Origin of the sequence: Polynucleobacter sp. MWH-UH23A, assembly GCF_040409805.1 — a bacterium.
Lineage (GTDB): Bacteria > Pseudomonadota > Gammaproteobacteria > Burkholderiales > Burkholderiaceae > Polynucleobacter.
The window spans coordinates 593,975-606,201 of sequence record NZ_CP099572.1 but is presented as its reverse complement, the minus strand read 5'-3'; the positions used below and the strand labels follow the sequence as shown (position 1 = coordinate 606,201).

At 40.6% G+C, this 12,227-nt stretch carries 20 protein-coding genes and 1 riboswitch; of the genes, 12 read left to right on the top strand and 8 right to left on the bottom strand.

The window, feature by feature from the left end; genetic code table 11:
* Nucleotides 1-5: 5 nt before the first annotated feature.
* Both NHB35_RS03290 and NHB35_RS03285 read right to left on the bottom strand, forming a co-directional pair.
* Nucleotides 6-467: a DUF411 domain-containing protein gene (locus tag NHB35_RS03290; RefSeq protein WP_353432977.1), complete on the bottom strand. Its 462-nt coding sequence runs from the start codon at nt 465-467 to the stop codon at nt 6-8.
* 52 nt (nt 468-519) lie between these two features.
* Complete coding sequence (locus NHB35_RS03285; RefSeq protein WP_353432976.1) at nt 520-1,230, bottom strand: DUF6803 family protein; 711 nt, start codon at nt 1,228-1,230, stop codon at nt 520-522.
* A gap of 480 nt (nt 1,231-1,710) precedes the next feature.
* Nucleotides 1,711-1,888: riboswitch (yybP-ykoY riboswitch) on the top strand.
* Between the two features lie 6 nt (nt 1,889-1,894).
* Here NHB35_RS03285 and NHB35_RS03280 point away from each other — a divergent pair.
* The 7 genes from NHB35_RS03280 (at nt 1,895) to NHB35_RS03250 (ending at nt 5,286) form a co-directional block, all read left to right on the top strand.
* Nucleotides 1,895-2,467, top strand: coding sequence for a TMEM165/GDT1 family protein (locus tag NHB35_RS03280; protein WP_353432975.1), 573 nt, complete (start codon nt 1,895-1,897; stop codon nt 2,465-2,467).
* 9 nt (nt 2,468-2,476) lie between these two features.
* On the top strand, nt 2,477-2,827 hold the full coding sequence (locus NHB35_RS03275) for a DUF3147 family protein (protein WP_353432974.1): 351 nt from the start codon (nt 2,477-2,479) through the stop codon (nt 2,825-2,827).
* Nucleotides 2,828-2,908: 81 nt separating this feature from the next.
* Nucleotides 2,909-3,142, top strand: coding sequence for a DUF202 domain-containing protein (locus NHB35_RS03270; RefSeq protein WP_353432973.1), 234 nt, complete (start codon nt 2,909-2,911; stop codon nt 3,140-3,142).
* On the top strand, nt 3,132-3,662 hold the full coding sequence (locus tag NHB35_RS03265; RefSeq protein ID WP_353432972.1) for a GNAT family N-acetyltransferase: 531 nt from the start codon (nt 3,132-3,134) through the stop codon (nt 3,660-3,662). The genes NHB35_RS03270 and NHB35_RS03265 overlap by 11 nt, the downstream gene beginning before the upstream one ends.
* A gap of 6 nt (nt 3,663-3,668) precedes the next feature.
* Nucleotides 3,669-4,205, top strand: coding sequence for an isochorismatase family protein (locus NHB35_RS03260; protein WP_353432971.1), 537 nt, complete (start codon nt 3,669-3,671; stop codon nt 4,203-4,205).
* Between the two features lie 349 nt (nt 4,206-4,554).
* A complete protein-coding gene (locus NHB35_RS03255; protein ID WP_353432970.1) occupies nt 4,555-4,791 on the top strand; it encodes a hypothetical protein in 237 nt (78 codons plus the stop codon).
* Nucleotides 4,792-4,860: 69 nt separating this feature from the next.
* Nucleotides 4,861-5,286, top strand: a complete 426-nt coding sequence (locus NHB35_RS03250; protein ID WP_353432969.1) for a universal stress protein — start codon at nt 4,861-4,863, stop codon at nt 5,284-5,286.
* Nucleotides 5,287-5,337: 51 nt separating this feature from the next.
* Here NHB35_RS03250 and NHB35_RS03245 read toward each other — a convergent pair whose 3' ends face one another.
* Complete coding sequence (locus tag NHB35_RS03245) at nt 5,338-6,516, bottom strand: MFS transporter (RefSeq protein WP_353432968.1); 1,179 nt, start codon at nt 6,514-6,516, stop codon at nt 5,338-5,340.
* A gap of 138 nt (nt 6,517-6,654) precedes the next feature.
* Complete coding sequence (locus NHB35_RS03240; RefSeq protein ID WP_353432967.1) at nt 6,655-7,467, bottom strand: tetratricopeptide repeat protein; 813 nt, start codon at nt 7,465-7,467, stop codon at nt 6,655-6,657.
* On the opposite strand from NHB35_RS03240, the gene NHB35_RS03235 reads away from it, so the two are divergent.
* Nucleotides 7,460-7,960: a helix-turn-helix domain-containing protein gene (locus NHB35_RS03235; protein ID WP_353432966.1), complete on the top strand. Its 501-nt coding sequence runs from the start codon at nt 7,460-7,462 to the stop codon at nt 7,958-7,960. The genes NHB35_RS03240 and NHB35_RS03235 overlap by 8 nt on opposite strands.
* A gap of 9 nt (nt 7,961-7,969) precedes the next feature.
* Nucleotides 7,970-8,143 carry a hypothetical protein gene (locus NHB35_RS03230; protein ID WP_353432965.1) on the top strand — a complete coding sequence of 58 codons (174 nt, stop codon included), beginning with the start codon at nt 7,970-7,972 and terminating at the stop codon, nt 8,141-8,143.
* Nucleotides 8,144-8,364: 221 nt separating this feature from the next.
* Here the strand turns inward: NHB35_RS03230 and NHB35_RS03225 are convergent, their stop codons facing one another.
* A complete protein-coding gene (locus NHB35_RS03225; protein ID WP_353432964.1) occupies nt 8,365-9,405 on the bottom strand; it encodes a tyrosine-type recombinase/integrase in 1,041 nt (346 codons plus the stop codon).
* 378 nt (nt 9,406-9,783) lie between these two features.
* Between NHB35_RS03225 and NHB35_RS03220 the strand changes: the two genes are divergently transcribed.
* Genes NHB35_RS03220 through NHB35_RS03210 form a run of 3 tightly spaced genes read left to right on the top strand, consistent with a single transcriptional unit; the run spans nt 9,784 to nt 10,696 of the window.
* Complete coding sequence (locus tag NHB35_RS03220; RefSeq protein WP_353432963.1) at nt 9,784-9,981, top strand: hypothetical protein; 198 nt, start codon at nt 9,784-9,786, stop codon at nt 9,979-9,981.
* The gene (locus tag NHB35_RS03215) at nt 9,978-10,496 is read left to right on the top strand and encodes a zeta toxin family protein (RefSeq protein WP_353432962.1); all 519 of its coding nucleotides are present in this window, start codon (nt 9,978-9,980) and stop codon (nt 10,494-10,496) included. The genes NHB35_RS03220 and NHB35_RS03215 overlap by 4 nt, the downstream gene beginning before the upstream one ends.
* Before the next feature lie 2 nt (nt 10,497-10,498).
* Nucleotides 10,499-10,696, top strand: a complete 198-nt coding sequence (locus NHB35_RS03210; RefSeq protein ID WP_353432961.1) for a hypothetical protein — start codon at nt 10,499-10,501, stop codon at nt 10,694-10,696.
* Nucleotides 10,697-10,923: 227 nt separating this feature from the next.
* Here NHB35_RS03210 and NHB35_RS03205 read toward each other — a convergent pair whose 3' ends face one another.
* Genes NHB35_RS03205 through NHB35_RS03195 form a run of 3 tightly spaced genes read right to left on the bottom strand, consistent with a single transcriptional unit; the run spans nt 10,924 to nt 12,222 of the window.
* A complete protein-coding gene (locus tag NHB35_RS03205) occupies nt 10,924-11,190 on the bottom strand; it encodes a BLUF domain-containing protein (protein ID WP_353432960.1) in 267 nt (88 codons plus the stop codon).
* Nucleotides 11,191-11,202: 12 nt separating this feature from the next.
* A complete protein-coding gene (scpB, locus tag NHB35_RS03200; protein ID WP_353432959.1) occupies nt 11,203-11,994 on the bottom strand; it encodes a methylmalonyl-CoA decarboxylase in 792 nt (263 codons plus the stop codon).
* 12 nt (nt 11,995-12,006) lie between these two features.
* Nucleotides 12,007-12,222: a hypothetical protein gene (locus tag NHB35_RS03195; RefSeq protein ID WP_173955427.1), complete on the bottom strand. Its 216-nt coding sequence runs from the start codon at nt 12,220-12,222 to the stop codon at nt 12,007-12,009.
* Nucleotides 12,223-12,227: the final 5 nt, after the last annotated feature.

Sequence of the window (12,227 nt, the reverse complement as noted above, 5' to 3'; positions counted from 1 at the left end):
TTCCTTTATCTATAGGATTGATAAACGCTAGGCTTACTATTTAGTCCAATTAGTAAAACATCGTATGAATCTTTTCTACCCTTGTATTCAGGGCCATCCATGCCTGGAGAGCCAAGAGGCATAGCAGGAACAGAGAGTCCAATCGCCTTGGGTTTTTCTGCTAATAGGCGCTTAATTTCTTTTGCTGGAACATGACCCTCGATCGCATAACCATCAATCAAAGCGGTATGACAAGAGCCAAACTGAATGGGCATGCCTAGCTTTTTACGAATCTCGTCATTGCCATCTGTATAAGTTTTTACAGTAAAACCATTCTTTTCAACATGGTCAGCCCAATCTTTACAGCAACCGCAAGTTGGGCTTTTCCACATCGTTATTACTGGCTTCTCAGTTGCCGCAAAACCCATTGTTGGCAACAGAACAAGTCCTAAAGAAATTATTCTTCTTTGTTGATTAACTAATTTCATATCAACCATCTCTTTCTTCAAATAAAGGCTGCTCTTTCGGGCAAACCTTTTATTAATGATTGTGTCCTTGGTTGCTCATTGGCATCTGACCATTCTTCATCTGCTGAGGCATTTGGCCACCACCCATTGGGATTTGTCCGCCATTCATAGGCACTTGCTTTTGCATCTGCTTCATTTGATCAGGCGTCATATTACCCATCATTTGTTGATGTTGTTTCATCATCTTTTCATGCTCTTCGGGATGGCAAAACTCATGATCATCAGAGCCCGAACTCATTTGATGGGCGCTAGCACCCTTGTAGCCAAGAATACTTGGATCAACCATGCCTGCAATCATCGCGATGTGTCCGAACACTAAGAATAAGGCTACGCAAATTGCGTGAATCTTAAGCTTGTCCATTTGATCTAAAGCTCGATTAACTAAACCGAACTCTTGTAGGGCAATCCAAATTAAAGGCAGGCCTGCAATCACATAACTACCTACTGCGATCGGATCAACAATCGTTCTCCATTCACCAGCTTTAGTGATAGGAATAACAGCATTGGTCATGATGTAATAAATGATGCCAATAAAGTAGATGCCTACTGCAATCCCAGCAAAGCGATTGAGGTAATACAGGGCACCGTCAAACTTGCGAGTAAAGAGCAAGTACAGCTCTGTAATAGCCAATGTCTCAGCCAAGATGACTGGGATGGCCATAAAGATAATTAAATTCCAAGGCTGGTTAACAGCCAATAACTCCATGTAGTGAGTCATGTTCATATTTTTCTCCAATACGTAGACGTGGCAAATCGCCACAAAAATTTAGTTAACTGCTTAATTAACTAATGAATCTTGGAGGTTTGAATATGTGACTTGGGACTGCCTCAATAATGAGTTGGGGCACTTGAAAAATAAATTGATTTGACAAATTGGGCTGGATATATTGGCTTGTGGATAAGTTTGCCACTACGCCTAAACAACACTGATGTTGTGCTTGATAGTTGGTTGATTGTGACTTCTCACCATTTACATCACTTTTTGTATGGCAATCATGCTGAACCATATGCCCAGAATGAACTTGGGATATCGAGTCGGCAGATACGGGCATACTACCTGCATGGATTAGGCTAGCAAACAAACTTAGACAGAGAGTAATACAAATTTTTCTCATACTTTAATTCTATGCTTATTTAATAATTTTGTCGTTTAAGATCGCAAAAACAACATTTCACAATCCCGTCACAAAGATATTGCTATAATTTACCTGTCACTAGGGAGTAGCCTCTCTTCTCTACAGAAGATGGCTTACATCAACATACTTAAGCTGCTAGCTTATGGTGTAAGTGGTTTAGATACTTGGCAAGACTTTTGACTACAAACACTTACTTAGGCTGTGGGTGCGTTGTAGTCATTTGTTTATGTCACAGCCTAGAGGACTATCAAGATGGATTCACTCTTAATCTCCACTGGCGTTGTGACTCTTGCCGAGATGGGCGATAAAACCCAATTACTGGCTTTTATTCTTGCGGCCCGCTTTAAAAAGCCAGTTCCCATCATTTTAGGTATTCTTGCGGCAACCATCATCAATCACGGCTTGGCTGGCGCATTAGGAGCCTGGATTACAGCAATGGTCAATCCTGAAGTATTGCGATGGATTCTAGGTGCTTCATTTATTGGTATGGCAATTTGGACACTTATTCCTGACAAGATTGAGGAAGAAGAAACGCAAGTCGCTAAACACTTGGGCGTATTTGGAGCAACCTTTATTACCTTCTTCTTAGCAGAGATGGGTGACAAGACTCAATTGGCTACTATTGCTTTAGCGGCTCACTATGCTGCCCCTTTAGCAGTTGTAGTTGGTACTACATTGGGAATGTTGATTGCAGATGTCCCAGCAGTCTTTGTTGGCAATAAGTTTGCGACAAAGATTCCGATGAAATTGGTTCACTCAATAGCGGCAGGTATCTTCGCCGTCATGGGGGTTCTAACATTGCTTGAAGTTGATAAATTATTTTAAGGAGGCGTTATGACTTGGATCATCACCAAATACTTGCTCACAGCCGGGATGGTTGTATTCATTAGTGAGGTAGCTAAGCGAAGTGACAAATTAGGGGGATTTATTGCGGCATTGCCCTTGATGACACTACTTACCTTGACCTGGCTGTTCATTGAGAATCAGCCAGAAGAAAAGGTAGCAAACCATGCTTATTACACTTTTTGGTATGTGATACCAACATTGCCGATGTTCCTCCTATTTCCTTATCTACTGCCTAAATTAGGTTTTTGGATAACTATGGGCGCAAGTATTGTGGTAACTGTTATCTGCTTTGGCATGTTTGCCCTGTTGATGAAGAGATTTGGGGTTCAACTGTTATAGCTTTTACCGCCTTAAACAAGACAGCAATAATAATCAGAATAAGTTAAGCTGATACTTCAATAAAACGTCTAAGGACATTTTATGAAAAAGCTCATTTTTGCTGTTCTTTTGGTATCTATAGCCACTATCGCATTTGCTCAGTTTTTTGCTAACTGGCCAGAAACTCATGAATCTCCTACAGCAGCATTTATGGTTGCTGGGATTTTCTTAATCCTCTCCATTGCATTACTCATCATTGGCTATCGTCAGGAAAATCAAAAGATTAAAGACGACTATCATTTTCGAAAAGATACTAAGAGTGAATATGAAGAGTAACTCTTGTAGCGAAACAATTCACGCAATAAGAGATGGCTTTTCCTATTGCATTAGGCCTATTGCAAAAAATGATAAAAAGGGACTTATTGAGCTTTTTAATCAACTCTCTCAAGAAAATCGATATTTAAGATTTGCTCATGCCATCTTAAAATTGCCTGATGCTTTTCTGGAAGATATCTTAGAGTTAGATTATAAAAAAGAGATGGCATTTGTAGCAGTTATCACTCACAGTAATATTGAAAAAATTATAGGCATAGCTAGATATGTCGCCATAGATTCAGAGAATGTCTGTGAGTTTTCAATTAGCATTGGGGATGAATATGCAGCTCATGGAGTTGGCATGAATTTGATGAAATACCTAATAAATCATGCTCAACAGCAAAACTTAAAAAAAATGATTGGGTATATATTAACCGGCAATATTAAGATGTTAAAGATGGTTAGAGAACTAGGCTTTCATATAAATACGGCCTCACCAGAGACAGGTTTCAAAATAGCCGAGCTTGATCTAAATAATTAAAGCGTAATGAAATTTCAAACGAGTGAAGTTGCTCTCATTTTTATTGATCTTCAAGATCGATTAATGCTATCAATTTATCAGGGCGCAGAAGTTTTGAATCAATGCGTTCGGATTGCCAAAATTGCCCAACTTCTTAATGTTCCGATTATTGGTACAGAACAAAGCCCCAACAGCCTGGGACATAACGTACAAGAAATAATTTATTACTGTGACAGTACATTTAGTAAAGACCATTTTGACGGGTGTCAAGATGGGCTAATCAATCAGTTACCCAAAAATACTAGTAATTTAGTTTTGGCTGGTTGCGAAGCCCATGTATGCGTTATGCAAACCGCACTAAGCCTAATTAGGCACGGTTTTCAAATTACCATTTTGATAGATGCAATCGGATCGCGAAGAGTCCAAGACAAAGATATTGCCATCCAAAGACTCACTGCTGCAGGCGCCACTCCAGCGACAGTTGAAATGTTAGCCTTTGAATGGCTTGGTACCGCTCAAAACCCGCATTTCAAAGCGGTTTTAGAGATTGTCAAAGCAAATTAAAATCATATCCTCCTTAAATACTCAAGCATTTGTCAATGTGACAAGCTACCTTAATAGGCATAACATGAGACTGAAAGGGGGATATATGAACATATTCCGCACAACCCTCATTGGTGGCTTATGCCTCTCGAGCTTGCATTTTTGCTGGGTTATATTAGTAGCACTTGGCATTGCACAACCATTGCTAGACTTTATCTTTAAGCTTCACATGCTCAATTCGCCATTTCAAGTTCAGGCATTTAATCCTTTACTTGCCGTAGGACTTATTACCATTACCTTTTTAATTGGCTGCTTTTACGGTGCCATGTTTTATTTTATTAGAAGCAGGTTTAAATCCTAGGCCTTCAATATGAGCATTCTTCTCTTAATTTTGTCACCAGCATTATTTGGATTATTTTGGATCATCCGTTTCCAGATTTGTGCAGCTCGCCGCAGACGACTTGTAGACACCTATGGAGTTGACCCTAAGAAACTGAGAAAAATGAGTTGCAAGGAAGTAACCAACTTACGAAAAAGTATTGAAGAAGCGAAAGATCAAGGAGATGCCTATGCCCTTGAGGCAGTGATTAAGCCCTATAAACCCTAGATCCGTAAATATCACCAACCTATTAAACTTAGTTTTAATCAGTAGACTTAAATATAGAAAGGTTAACAAATGAAAATATTGCTACCAATCGATGGTTCGAAATCATCACTAAATGCTGCAAAGTATGTCGCAAAACTCGCATCTAATTCTCGAAGCCCAATCAAAGTGACCCTAGTTAGCGTTCATGATGATACAGGCCTTACTCATGTAAAGCAGTTTGTATCCAAGAGCGTAGTAGATGACTACTTACGCGAAATCAGCGAAAAAGAACTGAAACCTGCTCAAAAGGTTTTAGATGCTGCGAGGGTTAAACACAGCATGGTTATTAAGCGTGGGCATATTGCTGAGGAAATTATTACCTTGGCGAATAAGGAAAAGGTTGACATCATAGTAATGGGCGCAAAAGGACGTAGCGCTCTACTAGATGTATTAATTGGTTCAGTAGCGCAGCGAGTATCTAGTCTTGCCAAACAACCTGTACTATTAGTGAAATAAACCTTGGCTTTACTACTTTAATAAAGAGGGCTCTTGACGAGCCCTTTTTTATTACGCGGTTGACTGAGCACGGTCAACCCAAAACGCCATCAATATAAATGCCACAAGCGCACAGCTGCCTGAAAATAGGAAAGCGTACAGAGGGGCAATGGCTTCATAGATCCAACCAAAAATGAACGAGGCTGGAAATAGCATCAGTCCAGTTACTAAGTTAAACCAGCCAAATGCTGTGCCTGCTAAGCCTTTGGGTGCCATATCGGCTACCAATGCTTTCTCCACCCCTTCTGTTGCAGCTTTGAACAAACCATAGACCCCAAACAAAGCAAATATGTGAAACATGGAAATATCAGGCAAGCCCATGGCAATATAAAATAAAGCAAAAGCAATCCACGCAATCAAAATAAATCGCTTTCGGCCAAACTGATCTGATAGGGCCGATAAAGGCGTTCCAAATACAGTCGTAATGAGAGAGATGGCTGCCCATAACAAAGGAATATCTGCTTGTGGTACCCCAGCCTCTCTTGCTCTTAATAGCAAGAACATATCTGAGGAGTTAGCCAAAGCAAAGATACCTGCTACAACAAGATATCTTTTAAATTGATCAGGCATACCCTCAAGAGACCAACTAAATTTACTTGCTTCTGGAACAGCTTCTTTCTTAGGTTCTTTGATACATAAGGCAAGAATGATTGTGATGATTGCTGGCACAATCGCCCAAAGAAAAATATCTCTTAGCGGCACGCCTAAAGATAAAAATAGCGCCGCTAATAAAGGGCCAATAACTGCACCAGCATTATCCATAGAGCGATGAAGTCCAAAGGTAATGCCTCTCTGATTCTCATTGACGCTCTCAGCTAAAAGAGCATCGCGAGGAGAGCTTCGAAGGCCTTTACCCATGCGATCTGTAAAGCGAATTGCCAAAACCCATATCCAAGAATTGGCGATTGCTATTAGTGGCCTACCAATACCCGCCAGTGAATAACCCAGCACAATCCACGGCTTTGCCTTTTTGGTACGATCTACGATTACTCCTGAAACTAGTTTAAAAATACTGGAAGTAGCTTCAGCGATTCCTTCAATAATGCCCAGCGCCTTTGGTCCCGCCATTAAAACCGAGGCAAGATATAAAGGCATTAAGGGGTAAAGCATTTCACTAGCCGAGTCATTGACTAGACTAATTAGCCCGATGAGCCAAACGGTTCGAGGAAGAGCAAGAATTGTTTTAAACATGACAGGTCTAATTTAGCACCTTAGTGTCATTTAATATCGTTCTTAACGACAATTTGTTACACATCTATTAAATTTAGACTTACAACCTTAGATTGTCAGGAAATTTATTAAATCTGATTTGTCCTTGATTGGAGTGCTTTACAAAACCCTATACATCTTTCTCAGATTCTCAATTTTGTGATACTGCCTCTCTGCCGCATCAAAGGCTTGGGTAAAGTTTTGCTTAATGGCATGTTGCATGATGATTAGACAGCGATGTGCATGTTGGTGCTTTAAAAGCGTTGCCAGCGTTAGGAAGTAAAAGGCCTTCTGATGATCTTGCTTGATATATTCACCCTTTTCGTAGAGCACGCCCAAGTTATAGGCTGACTGACGACTGCCTTCATTGGCGCCAACAGTAAGCAGCTCTACACCTCGAGGAATATTCTTTTTGACACCTTGGTCCTCGCCAGTGCCAACAACATAAATATTTCCTAAATTGCAGTAAGCATCGAGCACTTCCTCTTTGATTGCTTTTTCATAATACTCAACGGCCACAGGAATATTTCGCTCAATCATCCCCATACCGCGTTCATGCATTAAACCAACATTAAAGTGAGCATAGCCATTACCCAAACTACTGTTTGAGTTCACCCATTCAAAGAGCTTATCGAGCTGCCCCGCATCTAAGTGGCCATCAAAACACATTTTGGTCAGAGCAAACTGAGCTTCAGAATCTAATTCGTTGACTGCTAAATCAAAAAAGATCTCAAATGCAGCCTCGTAGCGACCGCGATTCAGATTGGATACTGCTAACTCCAGCTTGGGATGGTTAAAGTTATAGCTATCGCTACTCGATGTATTTTCAAATCCTAAATCCACAAAATTACCCCATCTGATTGTTTTATTCCAAGCCTGAATCTCAATTGGCTGACAAAACAATACAAGTGCTAACGATGATTTTGTGAGCAAATTACCCATTTTGGGCAGTTTGCCTAAAATTCAATCTTTTTGTGAGTATTCTCAATCAATGGATAAAGAAGTTTCTTTAAAACTGAGTGGTCTTTTGTTTGCCATAAATGATCACTACATCAATCATTTAATTCGGATTTATCACCTATTTGAAGGCGATATTGAATGTTGTATTGTGCTTGGCGAAATAGCACATTACAACGCTCGCAATGTATTTTCAGAGCTAACTCAAGAAAGAGTCATGCTCAGTGAATTCACTTCAAAATTTAGAGGGAGCAACGCCCACTCCATCAGTTTATCAACAGGCATGCCAAGAGAAACCGTAAGACGTAAAATTCTTAAATTAGAAGAAATGGGATATGTGGAGCAGGATGAGAAAAAGCAACTTCGGATTACCCACCTACCATCAATTGAGTTTGAAGATTTCTCAAAAGAATCCTTGGAGTTATTCATGGGTCTGGTTAAACGACTTAAAAAGCAAGACTATTTATAGGATGACGCCTTGAAGCCATATGAAATACTTTCCATTGAAAATGCTGGCGGTAAATACTGGGTAGTTACTTATAAGTTAAGCAATGGCCAAACAGAGATTGAAACTATTGATGCCTTAGACCATCATGAGGCATTTGTGAAGTTTCGCAATTTCATGATTAAGCAACAAAAAAATCAAAAATAACCAGCTGAATCACTTGCAACTCAATTACTTAAATAAACCAATCGTTACTTAAGGTAACGCTTAAAAGAATACCAACTCTAAGGTTAGTATTTTCATTTCTAATGCCCCACAGGACTTGAACCTGGTACCAAAGGAGTTGAGCTTGTGCTGCTCTCTAACTCCCTGGGCCATACCTTCGCCACATCGATTACTAAAGTTAGATGGGCGAAATGACCTTATCTCTATATTGCCACTCTTTTAATGACTTCTAACTTTTGCTCCAGGGTATAGCCAACGGTTCCATAGTGATTAAACTCCGATCCGCCACTGGAATGCCCGGTAATACTTTCAGCTAATCTAGTTGGAATATCGTTGCAGGCTTTTAGTCTATCTACAAAAGCATGTCGAAACATATGACTACGAAAACCTAAGTCCCTAAGACTCTTGCCCATTGCTGCTGAGCATGAGCCATTGCCGTTCTCTTTGGCATAGTTTGGGACCAACCAAGCGCTACGTTTGCGTAATGCCCTCTCATATAAATCAGTAGCTGCCTCAAGCGAAACTCCATACAAAGGTACTGCCCGAATACTGGATTTTGTCTTGCGATCAGACAGTCTATTTTGACGAACCCATAAATGGGGAATGGGATGATCCAAGATGCAATCTTCAAGTCTGGCAAAAACAGGTTCTGATAAGCGCATACCAGTGTTTAACTGAATTAAGCCAATTAACGCATAGTTTGTTCTGCTCTCCAGCAATCTAGCCTTCACATTCTCAATTAATGCAGGGGTTACTACAGCCATGTGGCGCTTAGTCTCACCCTCCCCTTTAATGCGTAGACCTCTAAAAGGACTTAAGCGATCAATATCTAAGAATCTGAAAGCTAAGTTGAGTATGGCATTTAAGCAGTTATGGTGTTTGCGAATGCTGGAGGGGCTAAGACCCCTTTCTAACTGGTGATCCCTATAGGTAGTGATATGCCAGTGTTTTAACTCGTCTAAGGGCATGTCACCATAAAGATCACAAAAGTAGTTGAAATACCGGGTGGCATCATCTCGAAACCGCTTGCGGTGGGATGACTTACTTTCAGCTAGGTAAATCTCAAATGCAGTACTAAAAGTAGGTCTTTTCCCATTAGGTAAACTTGAGAAATGATTGGCCACCAATTTACCTAAAAACTCCTCGTCAAATGAAACCCCATTGATATTGACCATTCTCTGGACAAATGAATCCTGAGCTTGGGTTTCAAATTGTTCAAAACAACGCACTAATTCCAACGACATAAGTTCTCCAAAAAAGAAATTAGTCAGTAGTACTGTAGTTTCAGAATTTGGGAATTCCTATCGAATTTTTTAGGTTTGAAATGTTCGAAATCCGAACTGCGGAATCGAACTTTGCACCAAAATGCAATCGCACAGTCAATCGCACACTCACATTTAGGTCTTACAAACTATTGATTTATATGAGGTTTTGAAGAGCCACGACTTCTTTTAATCCGTTGGTCGCGAGTTCGAATCTCGCCCGACCCACCAGCATCACCAAGCCTCGCTTCTGCGGGGCTTTTTATTGCCTACGATTCCTATTAGAAATAGCCGTTTTCAGCTTGTTTTAGGGCTACTTTTTAGATATGAAATCAACCCTAAGTCCATTAAAATATGGATATGTCAATCAAGTTTGCCACCCAATTTCAAGCGCGCCAATACAACGTATCAAACGCTGTAGCTTCCGCTCGGATTGAGGGCATTGTTCCAACTAAGCAGTTAGAGCAAAACCTCACTGATTACGTTGCTGGTAAAAAGAGCATTGCGCAGATATTAGAAGAAACTAAGCAACGCTATGTCACGCTACGACGCAGATGACAACTGGTCCGAATAAAAAAATTATCATCATTGCTGGCCCTAATGGTGCTGGCAAAACGACATTTGCTAAAACCTTCTTACCTCTAGAAGCGCATACCTATCGCTTTATCAATGCCGATCTTATTGCTGCTGGATTGGCTCCTTTTAATCCGGAATCTGCCGCCTTTAAAGCAGCTCGCCTAATGCTTCAGGAGATTGATTTATGTACAGAAGCTGGCGAAAGCTTTGCATTTGAAACGACACTATCTGGCGTTCACTACCTTCAACGTATTGAAGGATGGAAAAAATTGGGTTACGCAGTCAAACTCTGGTTTATTGGCCTAAGCTCACAAGAATTAGCAATTTCTCGCGTTGCAGAGCGAGTAGCGCAAGGCGGTCACAATATCCCAGAAGAGGTCATTCGCAGACGCTATACAGCTGGTTTAGAAAATTTACCCAGATACCAAAAGGCAGTACACTCATGGTTGTTGCTAGATGGTGACAAAACCCCTCCAGAGCCAATCGAAATAGGGTAAAAATGAAATCAATTATTGATCAGGTTAGAAATTCACCAGATCCCGACATATCAGGATCCTACAATGCTATGCAACGCGCTGGCAAAGCAGCCATTGATTTAGCGATCCAGACTAATACTGCGATTGTGACATCGATTAATGGCAAAGTAGTGCGCATACCAGCTTCTGAATTGATTAAACAACGTCAACTTAGCGCCTAAGTACCGTTGGTCGCGAGTTCAAATCTCGCCCGACCCACCAGTCATACAAAAGCCCCTTAGTAATCTAGGGGCTTTTTTCATGTTGTATCCAAAGCTGCAACAGAACGCATTAAGGTCAAGAGCTTGGAGTCATTCTCCGGCAAACCATTAAGATGCTGCTTCAAATTTGGGATATATTTCGCAATTCGATCAGCACCAAAGAATCGCATACCCCAACTAGGGAATGCTCACTCATGAATTTCCCTAAAATCTAATTCACGAATAATTACGTGACGATTATCGTTTTGTATTCGCTTCCACAGATGAGAAATGTCTTCTCTAGTACCCTCTAATATTTGAGCAAAGTATCGATTTTCATAGAACAAGACGCCAGTAATTCTATTTGCAGTGTTGAAATTAAATGCTTTATCAAATAGCTGAACTAATTGCAGTTTTGAGAATGGATCTTTCGCTCTACTGATATAGCTAAATTCAATTAGAGATTGTCGATCCATCAACGCAGAACCCTACTCAGCAGCTTGGCCAAAAACAGGCTCCCGCTTTTCAAAGAAAGCCGTAATCCCCTCCTTGTAGTCGCTACCCATATAAACATTCTTGCGTAAAGACTGCAGGTGCTCAAATACTGTAGGATTTAGAACAGCCGCATCAGAGAGCATTTGAGCCTGAGCTTTGAGGACTGAGTTTGCTTGTGGTGATCGTTTTGCAATGGTTCTGGCCATTTGATAGGTTTTTGCCTCCAATTCTCCAGAAACGTAAAGGTGATTAAGAATACCAATCTGTAATGCTCTGTCAGCGCCAATTGGATCTGCCGTTAAAAACATTTCCTTAACTACATTAAGGGGCATTCTTGACATGAAGTGCAAGATACCACTTGCCGTGTATGGAAGACCTAGTTTTGCGGGCGTAATTGCAAATGTCGAATCATGGTCCCCTATTGCTATATCGCAACTCATAATCAGATCTGTAGATGCGCCCCAGACAGAACCATCAACCATGGCAATTACTGGCGCCCTAAAGGCCCTAATAGATTTCAGCAAAACCATAACAGGATCATCTGCTGGAAGGGGATCACGCTCAGACCTAGGGAGCTCCATTACATCATGACCGGCAGACCATACCTTATTCTTTTTATCAGATCGAAGCACTAAGACACGTACATCCTCTTTACTAAAAAGTTCAAGCGCATGATGTATCTCTTCGATTAAACATTCACTCAACGCATTTCTTTTGCTGTAGTGATTGAATCGAATTGTCGCAATCAATTCTGCTTGTTCAATTTTGATGTACTGATAATTCATTTATAAAACCTTTTATGCCGCAATCAAAAGATCCCCTAATTCCATCTTTTCCCACCAAATAAAAGGCAACAAGTAAACAGGTTCCCCAGCATCCTGCAAAATTTCTAATGAGCCATCATTGATTTTGTTTGCAACATATTTTCCTGGTTGAAGCGATAGAGAACCTCTATCAGTTCCATCATTGCGCCGCATCCTCGCAACTATCCCATTAGTGATATAGACAACCATGATTC

Coding starts and splice junctions, on each gene's coding strand:
- NHB35_RS03210 (WP_353432961.1), top strand. CDS start 10,499: ATGAAATCAATTATTGATCAGGTTAGAAATTCACCAGATCCCGACATA.
- NHB35_RS03270 (WP_353432973.1), top strand. CDS start 2,909: ATGAAAAAGCTCATTTTTGCTGTTCTTTTGGTATCTATAGCCACTATC.
- NHB35_RS03255 (WP_353432970.1), top strand. CDS start 4,555: ATGAGCATTCTTCTCTTAATTTTGTCACCAGCATTATTTGGATTATTT.
- scpB (WP_353432959.1), bottom strand. CDS start 11,994: ATGAATTATCAGTACATCAAAATTGAACAAGCAGAATTGATTGCGACA.
- NHB35_RS03285 (WP_353432976.1), bottom strand. CDS start 1,230: ATGAACATGACTCACTACATGGAGTTATTGGCTGTTAACCAGCCTTGG.
- NHB35_RS03225 (WP_353432964.1), bottom strand. CDS start 9,405: ATGTCGTTGGAATTAGTGCGTTGTTTTGAACAATTTGAAACCCAAGCT.
- NHB35_RS03275 (WP_353432974.1), top strand. CDS start 2,477: ATGACTTGGATCATCACCAAATACTTGCTCACAGCCGGGATGGTTGTA.
- NHB35_RS03215 (WP_353432962.1), top strand. CDS start 9,978: ATGACAACTGGTCCGAATAAAAAAATTATCATCATTGCTGGCCCTAAT.
- NHB35_RS03260 (WP_353432971.1), top strand. CDS start 3,669: ATGAAATTTCAAACGAGTGAAGTTGCTCTCATTTTTATTGATCTTCAA.
- NHB35_RS03250 (WP_353432969.1), top strand. CDS start 4,861: ATGAAAATATTGCTACCAATCGATGGTTCGAAATCATCACTAAATGCT.
- NHB35_RS03205 (WP_353432960.1), bottom strand. CDS start 11,190: ATGGATCGACAATCTCTAATTGAATTTAGCTATATCAGTAGAGCGAAA.
- NHB35_RS03220 (WP_353432963.1), top strand. CDS start 9,784: ATGTCAATCAAGTTTGCCACCCAATTTCAAGCGCGCCAATACAACGTA.
- NHB35_RS03290 (WP_353432977.1), bottom strand. CDS start 467: ATGAAATTAGTTAATCAACAAAGAAGAATAATTTCTTTAGGACTTGTT.
- NHB35_RS03280 (WP_353432975.1), top strand. CDS start 1,895: ATGGATTCACTCTTAATCTCCACTGGCGTTGTGACTCTTGCCGAGATG.
- NHB35_RS03195 (WP_173955427.1), bottom strand. CDS start 12,222: ATGGTTGTCTATATCACTAATGGGATAGTTGCGAGGATGCGGCGCAAT.
- NHB35_RS03245 (WP_353432968.1), bottom strand. CDS start 6,516: ATGTTTAAAACAATTCTTGCTCTTCCTCGAACCGTTTGGCTCATCGGG.
- NHB35_RS03265 (WP_353432972.1), top strand. CDS start 3,132: ATGAAGAGTAACTCTTGTAGCGAAACAATTCACGCAATAAGAGATGGC.